Source organism: Ureibacillus acetophenoni, assembly GCF_900220965.1.
GTDB lineage: Bacteria > Bacillota > Bacilli > Bacillales_A > Planococcaceae > Ureibacillus > Ureibacillus acetophenoni.
The window spans coordinates 117,528-136,600 of record NZ_OBQC01000010.1 but is presented as its reverse complement, the minus strand read 5'-3'; the positions used below and the strand labels follow the sequence as shown (position 1 = coordinate 136,600).

General features: G+C 36.2%; 24 protein-coding genes. 6 read left to right on the top strand and 18 right to left on the bottom strand.

Annotation, left to right across the window (positions count from 1 at the left end; genetic code table 11):
• Positions 1 to 19 precede the first annotated feature (19 nt).
• Entirely contained in the window at positions 20 to 1,705 is a 1,686-nt protein-coding gene (locus CRO45_RS13655; protein ID WP_097150189.1) for a M28 family peptidase, read from the top strand.
• A 271-nt stretch (positions 1,706 to 1,976) separates the two neighbouring features.
• Here the strand turns inward: CRO45_RS13655 and CRO45_RS13650 are convergent, their stop codons facing one another.
• Together CRO45_RS13650 and CRO45_RS13645 are read right to left on the bottom strand one after the other, a co-directional pair.
• The gene (locus CRO45_RS13650) at positions 1,977 to 2,315 is read right to left on the bottom strand and encodes a DUF3291 domain-containing protein (protein ID WP_097150188.1); all 339 of its coding nucleotides are present in this window, start codon (positions 2,313 to 2,315) and stop codon (positions 1,977 to 1,979) included.
• 365 nt (positions 2,316 to 2,680) lie between these two features.
• Positions 2,681 to 2,869 carry a hypothetical protein gene (locus CRO45_RS13645; RefSeq protein ID WP_097150187.1) on the bottom strand — a complete coding sequence of 63 codons (189 nt, stop codon included), beginning with the start codon at positions 2,867 to 2,869 and terminating at the stop codon, positions 2,681 to 2,683.
• A 545-nt stretch (positions 2,870 to 3,414) separates the two neighbouring features.
• Between CRO45_RS13645 and CRO45_RS13640 the strand changes: the two genes are divergently transcribed.
• Positions 3,415 to 3,555 (top strand): YrzI family small protein, encoded by a 141-nt coding sequence (locus CRO45_RS13640; RefSeq protein ID WP_097150186.1) that lies wholly within the window; start codon positions 3,415 to 3,417, stop codon positions 3,553 to 3,555.
• A gap of 169 nt (positions 3,556 to 3,724) precedes the next feature.
• Here CRO45_RS13640 and CRO45_RS13635 read toward each other — a convergent pair whose 3' ends face one another.
• Positions 3,725 to 3,934: a cysteine-rich CWC family protein gene (locus CRO45_RS13635; RefSeq protein WP_097150185.1), complete on the bottom strand. Its 210-nt coding sequence runs from the start codon at positions 3,932 to 3,934 to the stop codon at positions 3,725 to 3,727.
• 230 nt (positions 3,935 to 4,164) lie between these two features.
• On the opposite strand from CRO45_RS13635, the gene CRO45_RS13630 reads away from it, so the two are divergent.
• Positions 4,165 to 5,379, top strand: a complete 1,215-nt coding sequence (locus CRO45_RS13630; RefSeq protein ID WP_097150184.1) for an MFS transporter — start codon at positions 4,165 to 4,167, stop codon at positions 5,377 to 5,379.
• A gap of 353 nt (positions 5,380 to 5,732) precedes the next feature.
• Here the strand turns inward: CRO45_RS13630 and CRO45_RS20465 are convergent, their stop codons facing one another.
• From CRO45_RS20465 to CRO45_RS19935, 12 genes are all read right to left on the bottom strand, one after another.
• Positions 5,733 to 5,996, bottom strand: coding sequence for a VOC family protein (locus tag CRO45_RS20465; protein ID WP_408057150.1), 264 nt, complete (start codon positions 5,994 to 5,996; stop codon positions 5,733 to 5,735).
• Positions 5,972 to 6,169 carry a VOC family protein gene (locus CRO45_RS20460; protein ID WP_408057149.1) on the bottom strand — a complete coding sequence of 66 codons (198 nt, stop codon included), beginning with the start codon at positions 6,167 to 6,169 and terminating at the stop codon, positions 5,972 to 5,974. The genes CRO45_RS20465 and CRO45_RS20460 overlap by 25 nt, the downstream gene beginning before the upstream one ends.
• 235 nt (positions 6,170 to 6,404) lie before the next feature.
• A complete protein-coding gene (locus CRO45_RS13620) occupies positions 6,405 to 7,559 on the bottom strand; it encodes a uroporphyrinogen decarboxylase/cobalamine-independent methonine synthase family protein (protein ID WP_097150183.1) in 1,155 nt (384 codons plus the stop codon).
• Between the two features lie 122 nt (positions 7,560 to 7,681).
• The gene (locus tag CRO45_RS13615; protein WP_097150182.1) at positions 7,682 to 8,593 is read right to left on the bottom strand and encodes a LysR family transcriptional regulator; all 912 of its coding nucleotides are present in this window, start codon (positions 8,591 to 8,593) and stop codon (positions 7,682 to 7,684) included.
• 92 nt (positions 8,594 to 8,685) lie between these two features.
• The gene (locus CRO45_RS13610; RefSeq protein WP_097150181.1) at positions 8,686 to 9,018 is read right to left on the bottom strand and encodes a hypothetical protein; all 333 of its coding nucleotides are present in this window, start codon (positions 9,016 to 9,018) and stop codon (positions 8,686 to 8,688) included.
• Positions 9,019 to 9,063: 45 nt separating this feature from the next.
• On the bottom strand, positions 9,064 to 9,543 hold the full coding sequence (locus CRO45_RS13605; RefSeq protein WP_097150180.1) for a hypothetical protein: 480 nt from the start codon (positions 9,541 to 9,543) through the stop codon (positions 9,064 to 9,066).
• Between the two features lie 365 nt (positions 9,544 to 9,908).
• Positions 9,909 to 10,901, bottom strand: coding sequence for a hypothetical protein (locus tag CRO45_RS13595; protein WP_097150178.1), 993 nt, complete (start codon positions 10,899 to 10,901; stop codon positions 9,909 to 9,911).
• 160 nt (positions 10,902 to 11,061) lie between these two features.
• Entirely contained in the window at positions 11,062 to 11,460 is a 399-nt protein-coding gene (locus tag CRO45_RS13590) for a VOC family protein (RefSeq protein WP_097150177.1), read from the bottom strand.
• 305 nt (positions 11,461 to 11,765) lie between these two features.
• Positions 11,766 to 12,263, bottom strand: coding sequence for an SRPBCC family protein (locus CRO45_RS13585; protein ID WP_097150176.1), 498 nt, complete (start codon positions 12,261 to 12,263; stop codon positions 11,766 to 11,768).
• Between the two features lie 18 nt (positions 12,264 to 12,281).
• Positions 12,282 to 12,659: an ArsR/SmtB family transcription factor gene (locus CRO45_RS13580; protein WP_235864597.1), complete on the bottom strand. Its 378-nt coding sequence runs from the start codon at positions 12,657 to 12,659 to the stop codon at positions 12,282 to 12,284.
• Between the two features lie 69 nt (positions 12,660 to 12,728).
• Positions 12,729 to 13,598, bottom strand: a complete 870-nt coding sequence (locus CRO45_RS13575) for an NAD(P)-dependent alcohol dehydrogenase (RefSeq protein ID WP_235864596.1) — start codon at positions 13,596 to 13,598, stop codon at positions 12,729 to 12,731.
• Between the two features lie 184 nt (positions 13,599 to 13,782).
• Positions 13,783 to 14,052, bottom strand: coding sequence for a hypothetical protein (locus CRO45_RS19935; RefSeq protein WP_141400334.1), 270 nt, complete (start codon positions 14,050 to 14,052; stop codon positions 13,783 to 13,785).
• Between the two features lie 220 nt (positions 14,053 to 14,272).
• Between CRO45_RS19935 and CRO45_RS13570 the strand changes: the two genes are divergently transcribed.
• Positions 14,273 to 14,959 carry a YjjG family noncanonical pyrimidine nucleotidase gene (locus tag CRO45_RS13570; RefSeq protein ID WP_097150173.1) on the top strand — a complete coding sequence of 229 codons (687 nt, stop codon included), beginning with the start codon at positions 14,273 to 14,275 and terminating at the stop codon, positions 14,957 to 14,959.
• Positions 14,960 to 15,005: 46 nt separating this feature from the next.
• On the opposite strand, the gene CRO45_RS13565 is transcribed toward CRO45_RS13570, so the two are convergent.
• The gene (locus tag CRO45_RS13565) at positions 15,006 to 15,833 is read right to left on the bottom strand and encodes a TrmB family transcriptional regulator (protein WP_097150172.1); all 828 of its coding nucleotides are present in this window, start codon (positions 15,831 to 15,833) and stop codon (positions 15,006 to 15,008) included.
• A gap of 139 nt (positions 15,834 to 15,972) precedes the next feature.
• Here CRO45_RS13565 and CRO45_RS13560 point away from each other — a divergent pair, with 139 nt between their 5' ends.
• The gene (locus CRO45_RS13560; RefSeq protein WP_097150171.1) at positions 15,973 to 16,602 is read left to right on the top strand and encodes a homoserine/threonine efflux transporter; all 630 of its coding nucleotides are present in this window, start codon (positions 15,973 to 15,975) and stop codon (positions 16,600 to 16,602) included.
• Positions 16,603 to 16,695: 93 nt separating this feature from the next.
• On the opposite strand, the gene CRO45_RS13555 is transcribed toward CRO45_RS13560, so the two are convergent.
• The gene (locus CRO45_RS13555) at positions 16,696 to 17,973 is read right to left on the bottom strand and encodes an MFS transporter (RefSeq protein WP_097150170.1); all 1,278 of its coding nucleotides are present in this window, start codon (positions 17,971 to 17,973) and stop codon (positions 16,696 to 16,698) included.
• A gap of 135 nt (positions 17,974 to 18,108) precedes the next feature.
• On the opposite strand from CRO45_RS13555, the gene CRO45_RS13550 reads away from it, so the two are divergent.
• The gene (locus tag CRO45_RS13550) at positions 18,109 to 18,300 is read left to right on the top strand and encodes a hypothetical protein (RefSeq protein WP_097150169.1); all 192 of its coding nucleotides are present in this window, start codon (positions 18,109 to 18,111) and stop codon (positions 18,298 to 18,300) included.
• A 119-nt stretch (positions 18,301 to 18,419) separates the two neighbouring features.
• Here the strand turns inward: CRO45_RS13550 and CRO45_RS13545 are convergent, their stop codons facing one another.
• A complete protein-coding gene (locus CRO45_RS13545; protein ID WP_097150168.1) occupies positions 18,420 to 18,863 on the bottom strand; it encodes an NUDIX hydrolase in 444 nt (147 codons plus the stop codon).
• Positions 18,864 to 19,073: the final 210 nt, after the last annotated feature.

Sequence of the window (19,073 nt, the reverse complement as noted above, 5' to 3'; positions counted from 1 at the left end):
TTAAAAAGGGGAATAAATAATGGTCTTAAAAAATTCAACACCACCATTAACTCCAAATTCTCAGACACAGACGGTTAAGAAGAATAAGTCTAAAAGGCTCGCTAAATTTGGAGGTATATTTATTATTATTTTAGCCTCTATTATTCTAGGTTTATTGCCAATTCGAACGCCACAAATAGTTAGTTCAAATGCATCCTTAGATATGTTTTCAGCAGAACGTGCACTGACACATCTTGAAGTCATCGCTAAAGAACCTCACCCTACTGGCTCTGTTGCTAATTTTCAAGTACGTAATTATCTTATTTCAGAACTCCAAAAACTTGGACTAGAGCCTGAAATACAAAAGAAATACGTTGTCTCTAACTTCTTTCCAAATCATAGTGGCACTATTGAAAACATTATGGTGCGTATACCTGGTTCTGATAATAGTAAAGCAATCATGATAGCTGCTCATTACGATTCTGTACGAACGAGTCCTGGAGCTGCAGATGACGGTGCTGCTATTGCAGCGATGCTCGAGATGACTCGTGCTTTACAAGTATCAGGCGAGCTAAAAAACGATCTTATATTACTTATGACGGATGGTGAAGAAATAGGCTTGCTTGGAGCTCAAGCGTTTGCTACAGAACATCCTTGGGCCGAAGATGTAGGACTTGTACTGAATTTTGAAGCTCGAGGTAATCAAGGTCCTTCGGTGATGTTTGAAACGACTGATCAAAATGGATGGATTATAAAAGAATTTTTAGAAGCTGCCCCACAACCTCTTGCTTACTCTTTACTCTATAATGTTTATAAACTAATGCCGAATTATACAGATTTGACCGTGTTTCGAGAAGGTGAAGCAGCGGGGCTAAACTTTGCCTTTGGTATGGGGTTAGATTCATATCATAGCCCAATAGATACCCATGAAAATTTGGATTTAGGAAGTTTACAGCACCACGGAGAATATATGCTGAATTTGACAAAGCACTTTGGTCATTTAGATTTAAATGAAATCAAGCAGGAAGATAGAATCTATTTTAATGCCATTGGATGGAAAATGGTTCATTATCCACAATCTTGGGCGCTTTGGCTTATGATTGGCGGAGTACTGCTGTTTATTGGAACTTTGTGCCACGGGATATATAAGAAGAGAATGAATTTAACAGAAATAATTACTGGGTTCCTATTTACATTGCTTACTATTGCAGCTATTTTCGGGATTGTTACCTTATTGTGGAAAGTTTTGGAATCTATTGTATCGGAAGAGCAATATGTACGGATTATTACAGAACTACAAATAGGTATCTATTATTTAATAGCATTATTATTACTAACAGCTTTTGTCACATTCTTTTTAGTAAGATGGGGTTCTAGATTTTTCACAAAAGAAAACATATCCATAGCCACTATGTTCCTATGGATTATCATTACTATCGTGATTTCCTTGTATCTTCCTGGTGGAAGTTATTTATTCATATGGCCATTAATTTTTAGTTTGATTGGTATTAATTTAGCTTTATTTATGCGTGCCGATGCATGGGAATGGATCTCTGTTCTTTTCGCAATCCCAGGATTTGTCTTATTTACTCCTATTTTCTATATTATTTTTCACATGATGACACTCCATATAGCTGGGATTTTGTTAACAATTTCTGCACTTGTCTTGACGCTTATTTTCCCTGTGTTCTGCTCGCCTATCAAGTATTCAAAAAGGAACAGTTAGCACTTATCAAACTCTACGCTCCGTTTGTTGTCATAAATATCCCCTACCTCTTATGATGAAGAGGTAAGGGGGGAAACGAATGGATAATAAAAAAAATTGGCCAAATACATACTCTCTATTTAGTGCTCCCCTCTTCAATCACATCCATTAATCCACTTGTATGAAACAATAAGTTTGAAAGTGTAAGTCTATTAGATACTCTCCACCTTTGTAATCACATTTTTCATAATCATAGGTGCTAGTATGCCGGGCTCGTTAAAGAAATCGATCGTTACTCAATTTTGCCAAACTTCTCATGTAGTCTTTCAATCGCTTCATCCCAAGTAGGAATAACATCTGCTTCCCAATTAATTTGATCTAACTTATCTGCAATGTTTCGTGATACTTTCATTGCTTTTAAATGGTTACCTCTATTTCGATAGGTCATCATATGTTCTTTGCTTTCCCAAACTGTAAGAGTCCAGTAAGTAAGCCATCCATCTCTGTTAAAAGAAGAAAATTTCAATCCTTCTGCTTTTTTTGTTTGAATAATCGATTTAATTGTATGATAAAAAAAGCTAGGAATCTTTCGCTTACTTTTTAAATGCAACCTACCTACTGAAATAAACATGCTGTCTCGTCCTTTCCGATAAAATCCAGTAATAGCGGCAGATACCAGTTCCCTAGTTCCATCGGTAATATGTATATGACAATATTTTCCAATAAATAACGAAGAAATTAGAAAAGTGCATTATCCTTCTGGATAGGCCTGCCATATTAATAAATCATTTGTTATTTTCACTCTTAATTCTTTTAAGTTTTTTAGGAATGGCACCCAATAGTGATCGATGTAAACTTAATAATAACGAACAAGTCATTATTAAAGAGCTCCTTCCATTACTTCAACTAACCTGCCCCGATAGTTTATTTGTTTCAACAAAAAGAGCATTAACCCTTTTTAGATTAATGCCCTCGTTAGAATCTAGCAACTTGCTATTATAAACTGTCTATTATTGAAATTACTCCTATAATAAATAAAAAAATCCCAATATACCGATAAAACTTTATAGCACTATCACTTGGTTCAGCGTCCTTAAATAACCACCCTACTGCAAAAAACCACACCATTCCTGGGAGTTTTGCTACAACAATACCTACTATTAGTAATAATATACCCGCCCCCATTTTAATTACGTTCCTCCCAAATATACTCCTAGTAATTATAATGCAGGATAGATTTAGATAGTGTTGGTTATATTTTCCGTAAAACATATATATCTTTTTTTAAACAAAATTGCCGCTTTATTAATTTTTTTTGCTTTATTACTTCTTTATCTTCTATTTGCTCCTCCGAAGTAATATGGTAAGTAATAATGTAAAACAGCAAAAATTTTTCTGGCCATTAACACTTTTCAAAAAATGTTGGAAAAAAATGTTTACAAATAGGATAAAGATGGATATAATTACAAAGTAAATAAAAAATCTTAAGGAGGTCGAATAAAATGATCGTTATCGTTAAATTACATTCATTAGTAGATACAACTTCAAAAATGAAAATCACAAATTCGACCAGATCGGAATGGATCGCTTAAGACTTTTTTTTAATTAAGCATACCCATACTGTAGGGAGAATTGTGTCCCTACGGTATTTTTGTGCCTTTTTTTAACCGTAGGGGGATTCTCTCTACGGTTTTTTTCCATTTTTAGGGTATTTTAAGGAGGTGATATATATGATATTGCACATTTTTTCGCTAACAATCACAATTACAAAACGTGAAATTTCTCTTGAGAAAGCACTTCATAATGAACGTGTGAAAAAAATCTTTGAAGAGAACCGAAGCAAAGTAGAAAATTATTTCCGTCAATTTTAATTTTGTTCATAAAAAAAACATGAAAGGTGGAGATTGAGATGATTTATATGATTCAAAGACGTTATGCAATTTTATGGGTGGAGAAAGACTCAACCTAGCCAAAGGATGAAGGAATATAGAGTGACAATATAGCTCCTTAATTTTATGATCTCAGTAAAGCTAACCCGTTCTAACTAGGACGGGTTGCTTCTGAAAGTTCTTCCTTATATTTATTTAAACATGTTTTACATATACAGTGTTTTCTTTTACTTTCTTCAGGAACTAATTCAAAGATTTCTTTAGGAAATTCTTCTGCGAAGCACCAGCAGTTCCCCTGTTCATCGACACTTGTCATACACCTGTTTTCCTCTTTACATATAGGGCAATATTTTTTATCCAATTATAATCACTCCTTAACTCTAAAACTGATAATTATGTAGATTTTAGCGGACTAATTGCTAGTCTTTCTGTTTCCTTTTGGTAGTTAATTTTATTCAAATAATTCCCTCTTCAGTCTCTTTTACGAGAAAATGTTCAGCCTTCTGACTGAGCTCTGTCAACCATGTGTTAGGATACAATTCAGTTAGTTGGTGGGCTTGGTATTTTTAACTTGTATAAGGGGTTGGGCTTATGAAAGGTATTATAACAGATGCACGTTTCCGATTAATCCTCATGGCGAATATTGCATCTTCTATTGGAACCGGAATTACGATGATTGCCGTTCCTTGGCTGTTAGTAACAAGTGAGAATGGGAATGTTTTATTTGGTTTTATTACTTTAGGTATGACATTACTAAATTTTATAATTACACCTTATATTGGTACGTTAGTGGATCGGGTTTCTCGAAAAAGCCTTTTGTTAACTAGTGAAATGCTATGCCTATTGGCAATCTTAATTTTTGCGATCTTAGGATTTGCTGGGCAAACTTATACTATTTGGCATTACACTGTCATTTTTATGATTGGGAGTCTTTATTACACAATTTTTTACCCTACGATGTTTGCCATGAATCAGGAAATCTTTGATAAGAGTCAATATAAGTCATTGAACGGGACGATGGAGGTGCAAGGGCAACTTTCAAGTATGATTGCCGGTGCGGTAGCGAGCTTCTTGCTGATCCATTGGGAGTTGCAGTCTATTTTATTACTGAATGTTGCATCTTACGCAGCTGCAGCTTATTTTTACTTACGTTTACCTTACCAGAAAATGAAGGTAACGAAGAAAGTGAATAAACGTAAAAGTGGCTGGGATGGCTTACTGTACTTGAAGGAAAGACCCGCGTTGTTCATTTTCCTCTTTTTCTCTACAATGCCCTTCTTGGGGGTAATGATTACAAACTATTTGTTTCCGGTTTACTTATCAGATGTAATGAAAGTGTCGGGCGACATTTATGCGTTGGAGAATATGATTTATGCAATTGGGGCAATCACTGCGGGAATGGCAATACCGGTCATAGCTAAAAAATTTGGCAATGAATCTACCATGATAGTAGGAGTTGCTTTATATTGCGTTGCCATTTCACTCATCGTATTTGTTTCACTACCGATCTATTTATCTCTCATGTTCTTCCTTGCACTAGGAAACTGCGGGACGCGTGTGGCCAGGAATTCGTTCATGATGGATCATATTCCAAACGAAATCATCGGGCGAGTAGATAGTTTATTCAGAACTGCAGGGTTATTATTTAGGTTAATCGCCCTTGCGCTATTTACGAAAATGATTTCTTCAGAAATGATTATTATCTGTTTTCTAGTTTTGAGTGGAATGTTGATTATAGCCGCGCTTGCAGTATTTGTATCTTCGAGGAAAGGTTTAGTTAAGGTAACGGAAGAAAAGTTGTCGTAAGTTTTATTAAGCACAAGGCACCCAAAAGTCTGTTGATTTCTAACTTTCGGGTGCTTTTATTGCGCGAGTAATAGTGTTTTGTGACACATTTTTGGGGAATCGCATTTTTTTGTCCAGAAACAAGCGGTTTCTTGACACTTTTCCGGAGATTCCCAGATTTTTGTCTAGAAACAACCGGTTTCTTGACACTTTTTCGGAGATTCGCAGATTTTTGTCTAGAAACAACCGGTTTCTTGACACTTTTCCGGAGATTCGCATTTTTTTGTCTAGAAACAAGCTCTTATCATTTGGGGTTGATTAATTAAAAAAGCTTCACTCCTTCTTGAAGTAAAGCCCCTGATAGTTCATTTTATTTATCTGATATTCTCAGCCAACTCTAATATAATTCCCTCTGGACCACGGCCGTAGCATAGCTTATAACTTTCTCCATTTTGCTCTATTTCACTAAAGGTTTCTATGCCCTTCTTTTTCATTTTCTCAACGATAGCCTCAATATCTTCAACGTTAAAGCAAATATGTCTAATACCTAGTGTATTTGCAGATGGTTTCTGGCTAGCATTTTCATCTTCTGGCGAAATAAATGTAACTAGCTCTAACCATGCCTGGCCATCTGGCATTCCCAATCCGACACACGCGTTTTCACACCATGAATCCCAACGATTCTGTCTAACTGTTCCCCCTCCAATTCCCATTCCGCTTTAACTTCAAGTCCTAAATCAACAAAAAATGCTTTAGCCGCTACAAGGTCATTTACGTTGATACTGACATGATCGATTCTATTGATTTTCATACGTTACACCTCCTATGTTCCCTAAACAATTTATTTTGAAGACCTCAATTTTTTATCTTGTTGATATTTTCCCATTCCCGTTTAAACATATCCGAATGACCGTTAAAAGGGTTTTGCAGAATAAAAGAGAGCGAAAAATAATTGATTAGATTCCCCCCTAATTGAAAATTCAGATAAAAAGATACGTAAATTCTGTACATACAAGAATTTACGTATTGTTTGTGAATGAGGAAGATTATCCCCAATATTGTCTAGCTAATTGTTGTCCTTGCTGAATTTTTGCCCACTGTTCAGCTTCAGTTAGTTCATTTCCTCCATCACAAGAAGCAAAGCCACATTGATGTGAAAGAAACAGACGGTCTTTGTCGATAATGTTTGATGCTTCGTCGAGCATTTTTAGTACACGTTCCTCGTTATCTAATGAATTAGTTTTAGATGATAATAATCCTAAAACAATTTCTACATTTGGTTTGTCTTTGAATACAGCCAATGCTTCTAATGAACCCGCACGCTCATCATCCCACTCTAAGAAGAATCGGTCATAGTTGAGCTGTTTTAAAAATAGGTTGGCGATTTTTACATAAGATCCTGCACCCATATTACGTGAATCGTAGTTTCCACGGCAATTATGTGTCCACATTTTTAAACCTAGACGATGCCCTACTTCAATAATTTGATTATTAATCTCAATAAATTCAGTTGCTAATGCTTGAACTTCGTCTTGATTAATATGTTCGCCCGTAAATGGTGAGTTCGGGTTATCATCAGCAAAAAGTTGCCATAAGCAATCATCGAATTGTAATATTTCTCCGCCAACTGCTGCGTATTCTTCTACAAATTCTGTATAAGCTTTAGCTAAGGCCTGTTTTAAATCATCCTTTGTTTTATAGAAAGCATCTGGTCCGAAATTATCTGAGAAAGACAACTCACCCAAAATATGTGATGGTGACGGGATGCACAGTTTAGTTTCGTGATCGCCAGCACTTTCTTTCAGTTTTTTGTAGATTTCGATAAAGTGGTGGTTTTTCCCGCTTAGTTCACCCGTAATACGTAAACCAATATCTTTGCGTGTTTCATAGTGAGAATTTCCATCGAAGTCTTTAAAGAAATAACCATGATCTGCAATATAGCGCTCGAATCCTTCTATACCCCAAACAAAATCCAAGTGCCATAATGATTTCGAATGCTCGCCATCTGTCACAACCGAAATATTATTTTCGATTTCTTTTCTTACAACATTTTGAATAGAGGCTAACTCTACTTCTTCGTAACCTTCAAAATCATTATAAAAAGGATAGGTAATATCATCACGATGTTCAATTTTAATTTTGTAATCTAATAATTCTTGAGGGCGTAATAAACTACCCACGATTTGAAATTTTTCACACATTTTCATTTCCTCCTTGACACTCAACTTATTTAAGTTGAATTCATCATATCATCGGAATTTAACTAAAGGGAAACACGTAAAAAGTATCAGGTGGTATAGGTAAAAGCTATAGCTCGGAGCAATTATACTTTTAGTTCATCATGAATCGTTTCTTTTAAATAATTTATATAGACAGTGGCGAGTTTACTCATTGTTATATGCTTATGTACGATATAGCCAACAGTCATCGTTTCATCGACTTCAAGAGGAATTGAGCAAATATTTTTATTTAACTCTTGACTAATAACCCCGGTCGAAATCGTATAGCCATTTAGACCGATTAACAAGTTGAATAGTGTCGCCCGATCACTTACTTTAATATTTTTAGGGCGTGAAACGGTACTTAAAATTTCCTCTGAAAAATAAAAGGAGTTAAATTCGCCTTGTTCAAAGGATAAGTAGGGATACGGATGTAAATCCGCTAGTGTGACGGAACGATAGTGTGCAAGCGGATGCCCAACATGGATAAATACGTGTGGGTTCGCTTTAAATAATGGATAGAATTCTAAATTGGCTTCTCGTAAAAATTTTCGAATAACCTTTTCGTTAAATTCGTTTATATATAAAATTCCAATCTCACTTTGTAGATTTTTTACATCCTCGATGATTTCATAGGTCTTAGTTTCCCGTAACGTAAATTCATATTCATCTCGATGATAATCTTCAAAAAGCCTTACAAAAGCACTAACTACGAAAGCGTAGTGCTGTGAAGAAACAGAAAAGTGCTGTTGGGACGGTTGGACAGTTGCATACCGTGCTTCTAATAGTTCAGCTTGTTCGACGACTTGTCGTGCATAACCTAAAAATTCAGTTCCTTCAGGGGTAATGGTAATTCCTTTACTAGTTCGTAAAAAAATCGTAATGCCTAATTCTTGTTCTAGATCCCTTATAGCATTCGAAAGGCTTGGTTGACTAATAAATAAGTTTTGAGCCGCTTTAGTAATAGAATGGCTTTTTGCGACTTCAATGGCATACTTTAATTGTTGAAGTGTCATAATCGTTTCCTTTCATTGTTAAATACTGTTATTGTTATTCACTAGTGTAGGCCTAGATTGAATTATATATTTCTTTTTTAGATCAATCGTTGTCACGCGGGAGGAATGACTGAGCTCACTAACAATATAAAGAAAATTAAGCCTACACCAAAGTAAACTAGGGAAGCAAAAAACACAGGCCCCCTCTTAAATACAAAGCTTTCTCTTTTTTGAATGATTCCTGTAATGGCTGCATTTCTCGCTGTAAAGAAGTCTGATACAGAGCCGCCTCCACTTGTTAATAAATAGATTAAGGCACAAATTACTGCGCCGAGAATCCCCATTACTTCAATAAATCGAACCGAGAACGCACTTGCGACTAAAAAGGTGATAACTCCCTCGATAATTAAGGTTAGGAAAAATAGTAGACTATTCTTTTTACTCATACACTTCAACTCCCCTTGTTTTTATTTAGTGACATTTTAGTTATGCTAGTCTCTATACAACTCCCCATATTTTTCATAATAACTGTTAATCCACTCCATATCGATTGGACCGTTTACTACTTTAAAATATATTTTTCCTCTTCCGATAACTTCGTCTAAAGTAACTGTATTTTCCGATACCCCAACGAATTTTGATTTTTCTCTAAAATTGTATATTGCGAATACAAATCTCAAGTCATCGTTCGCAATTTCGTTGAATTGAGTCTCATTTACCTTTTTCACATCGTATTGACTTAAGAAACTTATCAACTCTTCCATTGGCTCAATGTCTGACGTGACCCAGTCATTATGGTCCTCTTCTTCCAGAACAGTTTTAATAGCCGTTAAAGATTCATAATCCTTTTGATCATACTTCAGTTCATCAGCTAAATTTCTTTCTCTATGATCGTAAAAAGATTTAAATGATAATAAAAGTCCAATTACAACAATGCCAATTATATAGGATTTCGATCTTTTCTCTTTCACTAAATCCCCCTCTATTTTTCTGACATATTATCTAAGTAGCTTTATAACTTTAAAAGGTACTTCATTAATCTACAAATATAAGGAATAGGAAATAACAGCGACAATTAGTATTAATACACCTGATCGAATCCAAATGAATTTATTACTAATTCCGGCCTTCTTTTCAAGACTATAAATATAGTTAATGACTATGGAAAAGCCGATTACAGATAATAAATAACCCTCTACATCGAAAGTTAATATTGCAAATCGGATTCCCCCTAGTGCAAATAGGATCATTCCAATAGAGCCAAGAATCATAGATAGGTATAGTTTTTTCTTTTCTGTATCGATAACCTTCCCTCCCTAATCAACCTTTTGAGAGATTAATAGAATTTTTTATCCACAGAGCGGTCGAGAATTTCTAATATTTCTCCAAGCTCTTTTGCTGCTTCCACTTTTTGCGGATCATCATTTTCGTAGGATGCCACTGCAGCTTTATAACGTTCTAAGGAGAAACGCGTTAAAACATCTTTTACAATACGGTATTCCAACTCTGTCCAAAGTTCTTCATACTGTTCACCTAGTCTCATTGAGATATAACTTGGGTTTGTAAAAATATAATCCCCTTCTTCATTTTTAGTTACTTGTAGGTACGAATCTTCTGCTAGATAAGGTAATTCCGGTTGTGGATCCATTGGTTCTAGTCGTTCTGGAATTCTCTCTGAAAGTTTCATTAACTGCAATTGTGAAATACCGGCGAGTTCTAAGTAGTCCATTTTCGCATCCATAAAGTAATAGCCACCATCTTCGTCTAAACCAATTCTTTTATCGTACATGTCATTTTCAAGCAACTCGTACTCTTTATTGACTAATAAATAATGTTCAATATAATCTTCTTCAGTAATACGAAGTACGTGGAACATCTTATTAAAATAATCATTTAACGCTGGATCCTTTTTGTCATACTCGAATGTCCCTCGAACCCATTCACGCATGCGGTCACGACGAGCCTCATCCATTTCATAACCATGTTTATCCAAATGGTGGAAAAGTGCATATTTTTCAATCGTGTCACTTAAGCTAAAATACTCAACTTCTTCAAGGGAATAAAATGCTGGAGTTCTATGGAACATTTCATATTTCGTAATTTTTACTGTTCGATCATCAAACATTCGAAAGTTTTGTGATTCTTCTACTTGTTGGGAGTCTTGAGTATCGGCCACCTGGTCGATTTCTCCGGATTCCACATGTTCATTTGTTTTAAGTAGATTCATTGACAGTAGTGTTACACCTACCGCCAAAATCGCTATTCCAATTACTGAATAAAATATGTATTTTCTCTTTCGAGATTTTTCGTTATGTAGCTTTTCTTTCATTTCTATCACCCCTAGGTTATGTTCGACTTTTTTCTCCCCTAGTTCTTATACGGATGGAATTAGTTAAGGTTCCAATTTTGGTAATTTTATCTAAAAACAAACTTTTGCTCAATAAAAAGGCATTTCTCCTCTAAGAGAAACGCCTAATTCATTGTGTTTATTATTTTGCTAAATCCAGTTGCCAAGATACACCGAAACGATCCACGAGCCAGCCAAACTTGTTACTAAAACCATAATCGCCTAAAGGCATAAGAGCTCCGCCACCATCACTTAGCTTCTCATAAAGAATGTCTATTTCTTCTTCAGTATCGCAATTAATAAAGATTGAAAATGAAGGTGTGAAGGTAAATTCATGTTTTATATTGCTATCAATGCACATAAATTCCTGACCTTTTAATGAAAAGACTGCATTCATTACAGTCCCTTCTTCACCGCCTTGATTGGCTCCATAGCGAACGATGCTTTTTATTTCTGAATCCTCTATTAGCGATGTATAGTAATTCATTGCCTCTTCTGCATTTCCTTCTTGGAACATTAAAAATGGTGTTACTTTTGACATTGTTTGTCCACCTTTCAATTAAATGATATTAGTAATGCCTCTATTCAGGGCATTTAATTTTTGCAAGCTTACGAGCAAGTTTAGCCTTTTTACGAGCAACTTTTCATGAGATACGAGCAACTTCAGGATACTTATGAGCAACTCCGAAAGCATAGGTTTGGTTATGAGCAACTTTTGTAAGTTTACGAGCAAGTTCAGCCTATTTACGAGCAACTTTTCATGAGATACGAGCAATTTCAGGATACTTATGAGCAACTCCGGCGGAAAGGGTTTGTTATGAACACGAACACCATTGTCTATGAAGATTAGCCTTTGTAGCTGATTGATCCCGTTTCAACAAGTTCTTTCAGACCCATGAACATTAAGTTCCAACCGTGTTCAGAACCATCATGGTATTCACCAAGAGCTTTTTCAAGATCTGCTGCTGTCCAGTTTTCTTCTTCTTCAACGTGGATTAGCTGGGTAAACGTCATTTCACAGCCTGCAGAAGTTTCTTTTAATTCAACCGTAATAATATCTTGTAATTCACTAAATTGAGGCATTTTAAAAGTGAATACTATTTTGTTTGGTGGGTCGATTTCAAGGTACTCACCTACTGCTCGATAGTCTTTTCCCCCTCGGTGGTCTACGATTTCCCATGTACCACCAACTCTAGCGTCATTTTGAGCAACTTTGTTCGTTCCTTCTAATGTGAAAAACCATTTTTTCATCATTAATGGATTCAACCATGCATCAAAAACTCTTTCAGGTTGTACGTTAAATTCTCGTTTCATTGTTAATGTTGTTGTTGAAATGTTCGTCATAAAGTTCTCCTTCAATGTTTAGTTTTCTTTCTTCTTCGCTTTCATTAACTCGTATTCCAGTAGATCAAAACGATTGTTCCAAAACTTCTCATAAGTTTGTAACCACTTAGTAGCTTGAGATAATGTTTCAGTATTTAATCGACAGATGTGAGTTCTTCCATTAATACTCCTTTCCACTAAATTTGCTCGTTCAAGAACCTTAATATGTTTTGATATTCCAGCAAGGGACATCTCAAATGGTTCTGCTAATTCAGAAACCGTCCTTTCTCTTTCCGCCATCATCTGAACCATTTCTCTTCTCGTTGAATCAGCTAAAGCATGAAAAATTTCGTTTAATTGTTCATTATTTTGGTTAACCATATGGTTGAATATAACAGATAGTCTTTTAATATTCAACCATTTAGTTAAGTATTATGCTACAACAAAAAGGACATTAATCCCTCTTTGGATTAATGCCCGCTGCAATCACTCTATATTGATTTTAAGGACAATTTTCCCCTTTGTGCGGCCGCTTTCAATATGTTTGTGAGCCTGTATAATCTGATCTAATGGATAGCATTTCTCTATAACAGGTTTTATTTTCTCTTCCTCTACAAGCAATCGCAGGAAATCTAAATCTTTGTCATTAGGTTTTGCGAGATGGTTCTTCGCTTTTTTGCCACCAAATAAAGGACTTATCATTAACTGAAATGGGTGGTACTTGGGGGTGAGTGGATTTTCAGTAATGTATACACCTTTCTCAGTTAAAGAACGCCTACTATTGAAAAAGGTACGCTTACCAACCGCATCCAAAATAACATCGTATTTTTTTCCGTTATTAGAGAAATCTTCTTTCGTATAATCAATCATGTGTTCTGCCCCAAGATTTTTAACCCACTGAAGATTCGAAGTACTACAAACTGCGGTTACTTCAGCTCCAAAGTATGTTGCAAGCTGAACAGCAAAATGCCCAACACCACCTGATGCACCATAGATCAAAACCTTTTGGCCCTGCTTTATCTGTGCTACATCTCTTAAAGCTTGTAGCGCTGTTTGAGCAGCACATGGTATAGCAGCCGCCTCTTCAAAAGTTGCGTTTTTCGGCATAATACTTAGAACTCCCTCGCGAGGACAGACAAATTCAGCATGAGACCCAACACAACTCCCGAAAACACGATCTCCAACCTTAAATTTTTGTACATTTTTGCCGACTGCTTCAACGGTTCCCGCAACATCTATTCCCAAAATTAGAGATTTGGGTTTTGAAAGACCATTCCCTAACCTGGTTGGCAAATATCCCTTTCGATACAGATTGTCATATGGATTGACCGAAGCATTATGCACTCTAATCAACACCCTATCCTCATCTTTGATGGTTGGCCGTTCAACATCTGTTATCTCCAGTACTTCCGGTGGGCCATAGGATTTATAAATGGCTGCTTTTATCTGTTTTCCTCCTTATATCTTTTAGTAAATCCTTTTTGGTTATTGGGGAAATAATCTATTAAGCCTTGTGATAAACAGTTGAAATACTTTTCCATTACCATAAAAGCTCTAGTATTGCTAAAACGATACAGAGTAGAGCCAAGGAAGAGAATACTCTAAAGTGCATTCGACTTCTTCTCATCTTATAACCGTAGGCACCAAAGAAAACAGCTGCAGCTAACTTAGCGAAACTTTGTAAGTAAGGTTGGGATTCGAAGAGGAAGCTACTAAAGAAAATTGAGCTAAACAAAGTGGCGATAATTAATAGCTTAAACCACCATGGCTCACTTAAAAAATGTATAAAAAAGTATTTAATTGAACGCATTCATTTCCCCGATTCTATTTGTTTACTTTATTTAATCTATGTACTTAATTTCTAAAGTTTCGCGGGTGAAAAAATAAATCCTTTTCTTACCAAGGGAAGAAACTTTATCTAATTGTCATAATCGCTTTCTCCTTGATTCAACACTGTCGCCGCGCCTCCTTGAATATCAATAGTTTGTGTGAGAGGATTTATTGAAACAGAATTGAAGGTAGATGACAAAATGAAAAATTACGAGATTATCATTTTCGATGTAGATGACACGCTTTTTGATTTTGCGAAATCTGAGCAAGCAGCTTTTCATAAAGTTTTTGATCAGTACAATTTAGTCGGTAGCTTGGCGCTGTACAAAAAAAGCTATAAAGAAATTAGTAAAGTATTATGGGGAGAGTTAGAGAATGGAAAGATGAACCTGGGGGAACTAGGTTCTGAAAGATTCCGAAGATTATTTGAGGAACATGCACTTGATTTGGACGCTAGTTTATTTAATCAAGAGTATTTAAAGTTCCTTGGTGAGCAATCGCACCTCGTGCAAGGTGCTGAAAAGGTTGTTAAGGGGCTATCTCATAAACGATTAGCAATTATTACAAATGGATTCACAAATGTACAAACAGCAAGAATTAATAATTCTCCGTTAAAAGATGCTTTTGAACAGATCATTATCTCTGAATCGGCTGGATTCCAGAAACCGCAGACGGAGATTTTTGATTATGCCTTTGATCAGTTACAGATTACAGATAAATCCAATGTGCTAATGGTTGGTGATTCATTGACTTCCGATATTCAAGGTGGCAATAACTTCAGGATTGATACTTGTTGGTTCAATCCGACACAAAAAGAAAATCATACTTCTATAAAACCTACTTATGAAATCAATCAGTTAGAGAGTTTGTTAGAGATAATTAAGTAAAAGACAGAGAATCATAGGACAAGGGGCAGTTCCTTGTCCTAACAATTTATTTAAAATAATGTTTTTTAAAGTCTGGATAAATAGAAAACTTACGACGTAAATTCACTAGGTTTTCTCCAAAACTTTCTTCCATCAGTTCTCGATGTTTCTCCATAATTTCCATGAGATATAGATCATGAATGATGACTTCTGTTATGGGCATGACTAAACCGACATGCCTTGTCCAGGCAGCACGGCTATCCTTCCCAAGAGAGACAATGCCTGCAACCACTTCTGAATCATCTGCACTTACAACAATCCATCGCCCACCGTACTCATCCGTAATTTTATCTCCCATGTAATGAAGATAAACATTTGCGAAATCAGAGGCGATTTTTCCATAAGCAATAATCGTTACGTTGACTCCACTATTTGCTGCCTTTCTAAGATCTGGCTCCAGTTCTTCAAATTCCTCTTTCCAAACTTCTATGAGAATTCTTTTCTTGGCAGATGCTATACACTGTTTTACTTTAGCGAGTATTTCATTGCTTCCCGTAATATTCCAAATATTTTCACGGTCGCTTGCAGAGCGTTCGAACTCTGCTAATGATTTTTCCGCTAATTCGAAGTTCTCTTCTGCTACTCTACGGCGGTTTTTAATTAGCTCCTTTGCAGGAACAGGAGTATATTGTGGCGTGTTTCCTGGACTAACCAATATATCTCCTCGTACAGCAAGACTATCTAGAACTTCATATATTTTTGACCGTGGTACACCAGAATTTTTCGCTACTGCATATCCAGTTAACGGAGATTCTTCCAATAAAGCAAGATACGCCTTCGCCTCATATTCGGTAAAACTAAGATTCTTTAATGTTTCGAAAATGGTTTCTTTCATAGATCCTCCAACAAAATAATAGTCGCTACTTTAGTAACTATTATTTTAACAAACTTATTGAAAATTCCAAAATCCCTTTGATATACTCATTATAGGTAGTTACTTTGGTAGCCACTACAAAAGGGATGGGAGAAAAAACATGGAAGGCTTACTAACTTACATTTCAATTGCTACAATGATGGTTGTTATTCCTGGAGCAGATACGATGTTATTAGTGAAAAATACGCTCAGTTATGGTCCAAAGGCTGGCCGCTATACAGTTCTTGGGATGGCAACGGGACTTACATTTTGGACAGTGATCGCTATTCTTGGTTTATCTGTCGTTATTGCAAAGTCTGTATTTCTTTTCAGTACAATTAAATACTTGGGAGCAGCATACTTAATTTATCTAGGGATCAAAAGTATTTTCGCTAAAAGTGTATTTTCTTTAGAGGAAATTAAATCGCAAGCAAATACACTAACCAATTCTTCAACTCATCACAATAGAGAATCCTTTATGCAAGCGTTACTTAGTAATGTTCTGAACCCAAAGACAGTGTTGGTTTATATAACAATTATGCCTCAATTTATCGATTTAAACGAAAACGTAAATCAGCAATTGTTCATGTTAGCAGCAATCTTAACTTCACTAGCTGTATTATGGTTTCTAACCCTTGTTGGCATAATTGATTACGCAAAGAAATGGCTTAATAGCCCCAAATTTCAAAAGGTATTCCAAAAATCAACTGGTTTAATTTTAGTAGGTTTTGGTGTTAAAACTGGAATTTAACTGTGGAATAATGGGTGAGACCCTTGTGCCCAGCGGTTCGGCATAAAGTCAAAAAAACACTACTAACCTGAAAATAGATTAGTAGTGTTTTCATTATTGTTTATTTTTACTGCCAATTGACCAAATTACAACCGGGATCAGTAACAATGCTAAAATCCCTCCAGCAACTGATAACGTTTCGTAACTTGAACCAGCAACAACCATTCCTGATAAGACTCCCCCAGTAGCTCCGGATAGAGCAACTAAAACATCCACTGTTCCTTGGGTTTTCGCTCGTGTTGACGTTTCCGTTGAATCCACAATAAGTGCAGTTCCACTGATTAACCCAAAGTTCCACCCTAATCCTAGTAAAGAAAGGGCAACTACTAGTAGAACAATAGAATCCCCTGGTGCAAGAGCAGCTACGATACCTGCTAGAAGTAAAGTAATTCCTGCGGATACCGCCATTTTAATGCGTCCTAACTTATCAACAAGGAAACCTGTTACTAAAGAAGGAAGGTACATGGAGCCTATGTGAAACCCTATTACGAGACCGATCTCACCTAAACCATGTCCATGGTGTCTCATATGTACAGGAGTCATTGTCATCACTGCTACCATGACGATTTGCGTAAGTACCATAATTGTAGCGCCTGCAAAAATGCCTTTTTTATTAACTACTTGTTCAATTGTGGCTGTATGTAATTTTTCAGGTTGTTGTGTTTTGGACTCTTCAATTGTCTTTGCGATGAGTAATGGATCTGGACGAAGCATGATGAAAAGCACTAAACCTGCAAGGATATAAGCGGCTGCCGATAAAATAAATGGTCCTGCAAGTGAAGGAACACCAATAGAAACAGCTACATTCCCCATTACATTTACTAAGTTCGGGCCGGCAACTGCACCAAATGTTGTGAAAACCATCGTTAGACTAACTGCTGTCGCCCTCTGTTTAACGTTTGCTAAATCCGTCCCTGCATAACGAGCTTGTAAATTGGTTGCTGTCCCTGCCCCATATACAAGTAAAGAAAGAAACAATAGAAATACATTACTTATGATTGCTGCAATGATGACCCCTATCGCACCTAGCCCACCAAGCAAAAATCCTGTTGTCAGACCGGTACGCCGACCAAAGGATTGAGAAAGTCTTCCGACAAGTAGAGCAGCCCCTGCTGACCCTAAAGTAAATAAGGCTGTGGGAAGTCCAGCATATGCATTCGTCCCGAGCATTTGTTGCGCAAGAAGAGCTCCAACTGTAATTCCAGCTGCTAATCCTGCACCACCAAAAACTTGCGAAATACTAACAACCATTAATGTTCGTTTGTATAATGATTGTTGTTTTTCTTCGGAATCTATATAACTTTCATTCAATTGAACAATTTTACTAGACATAGGTTAACCTCGATTCTTTTTATTCTTCAGAAAGGCTTAATTATTTAGTATCATACAAGTTTTTATTGTTTCATATATTGTTAAATATAGGAAGTATAATTATGATAGAAATAGAAACTATTAGGAGGGCTAGCATTGGAAAATAAAGAAAAAACCTCAAAAGGTAACGATAAAGCAAGACAAGAAGTAACGGTTAATAACCACTTTAGTTTTTCTATCAATTTTGGTGATGTATTAAGCTTACTTACGCTAATTGCAGGGTTCTTTCTTATTAAGAATTTTTTCGGTCAAGATAAGGTAGAGAAGAAATTGAAAAAGAATAATTGATGAAGGAGCAATAAATTCTTTTGGATTTTTGCTTCTTTATTTTCATTAACTTCTGTGCATTATTATTTATACGATACTACTTGATGGAAGATTCGGTCTTTCTTTAGGGAAATGTCCCATTACCAATTAAGCTCCCGGGCTTTTTCGTAAGCTAAATTAAGGATTTCGATTCTCTTTGGGTTGTTTGGTTCCAATTTCGAAATCATTTGCTTCGCAGTTTCGAAATTAAAGATGACATAGCCCGTTTTTTCAAAGTCAAAGGAATACGGTAAAAACTGATCTACCTTCACCAAAAACCAGATTGTATATGTATCCGTCGATTCCCAGTACCAAGCGGCAAAGGGGATCTTTTCAGCATGTAGGGTCATCCCTACTTCTTCAAAGGATTCACGTTCTAACGCTTCTTCGATACTTTCTTCCCCTTCTAGTCGCCCACCAATTGTCGTCAAAATTTGCTCCTCTTTATCCCAAGCCATTACAATACAGCCATTTTCCGTTATTGGAACACAGTGCACCCCGGCGATTTTTTTATCTTTTGGTAAATCCGAGATTGCTTTTAACATGTGGTCACTCCCCTTTTGTTGAATAGTTCAACAAATGGTGGTGTTAATCCTTTATGGAAAAAGTGTACGATCTGTGAATGGGCTGGTTCATAGTTGAGAGGTTTTGATAAGCACGAACCTATAGTTGGGGATTATGGACAGTAGGCTTGGTAAATGAATGGCTTTTGTCCATTAGAGCGGTGTTTATGGACAGTTCGCTCGGAATTTGAA

Bases quoted from the DNA above. Each gene is read 5' to 3' on its own strand.
- CRO45_RS13620 (WP_097150183.1), bottom strand. From the start codon at position 7,559: ATGTGTGAAAAATTTCAAATCGTGGGTAGTTTATTACGCCCTCAAGAA.
- CRO45_RS13630 (WP_097150184.1), top strand. From the start codon at position 4,165: ATGAAAGGTATTATAACAGATGCACGTTTCCGATTAATCCTCATGGCG.
- CRO45_RS13565 (WP_097150172.1), bottom strand. From the start codon at position 15,833: ATGAAAGAAACCATTTTCGAAACATTAAAGAATCTTAGTTTTACCGAA.
- CRO45_RS13590 (WP_097150177.1), bottom strand. From the start codon at position 11,460: ATGTCAAAAGTAACACCATTTTTAATGTTCCAAGAAGGAAATGCAGAA.
- CRO45_RS13615 (WP_097150182.1), bottom strand. From the start codon at position 8,593: ATGACACTTCAACAATTAAAGTATGCCATTGAAGTCGCAAAAAGCCAT.
- CRO45_RS13585 (WP_097150176.1), bottom strand. From the start codon at position 12,263: ATGACGAACATTTCAACAACAACATTAACAATGAAACGAGAATTTAAC.
- CRO45_RS13610 (WP_097150181.1), bottom strand. From the start codon at position 9,018: ATGAGTAAAAAGAATAGTCTACTATTTTTCCTAACCTTAATTATCGAG.
- CRO45_RS13555 (WP_097150170.1), bottom strand. From the start codon at position 17,973: ATGTCTAGTAAAATTGTTCAATTGAATGAAAGTTATATAGATTCCGAA.
- CRO45_RS13640 (WP_097150186.1), top strand. From the start codon at position 3,415: ATGATATTGCACATTTTTTCGCTAACAATCACAATTACAAAACGTGAA.
- CRO45_RS20460 (WP_408057149.1), bottom strand. From the start codon at position 6,169: ATGAAAATCAATAGAATCGATCATGTCAGTATCAACGTAAATGACCTT.
- CRO45_RS13545 (WP_097150168.1), bottom strand. From the start codon at position 18,863: ATGTTAAAAGCAATCTCGGATTTACCAAAAGATAAAAAAATCGCCGGG.
- CRO45_RS19935 (WP_141400334.1), bottom strand. From the start codon at position 14,052: ATGCGTTCAATTAAATACTTTTTTATACATTTTTTAAGTGAGCCATGG.
- CRO45_RS13655 (WP_097150189.1), top strand. From the start codon at position 20: ATGGTCTTAAAAAATTCAACACCACCATTAACTCCAAATTCTCAGACA.
- CRO45_RS20465 (WP_408057150.1), bottom strand. From the start codon at position 5,996: ATGCCAGATGGCCAGGCATGGTTAGAGCTAGTTACATTTATTTCGCCA.
- CRO45_RS13560 (WP_097150171.1), top strand. From the start codon at position 15,973: ATGGAAGGCTTACTAACTTACATTTCAATTGCTACAATGATGGTTGTT.
- CRO45_RS13570 (WP_097150173.1), top strand. From the start codon at position 14,273: ATGAAAAATTACGAGATTATCATTTTCGATGTAGATGACACGCTTTTT.
- CRO45_RS13595 (WP_097150178.1), bottom strand. From the start codon at position 10,901: ATGAAAGAAAAGCTACATAACGAAAAATCTCGAAAGAGAAAATACATA.
- CRO45_RS13650 (WP_097150188.1), bottom strand. From the start codon at position 2,315: ATGTTTATTTCAGTAGGTAGGTTGCATTTAAAAAGTAAGCGAAAGATT.
- CRO45_RS13645 (WP_097150187.1), bottom strand. From the start codon at position 2,869: ATGGGGGCGGGTATATTATTACTAATAGTAGGTATTGTTGTAGCAAAA.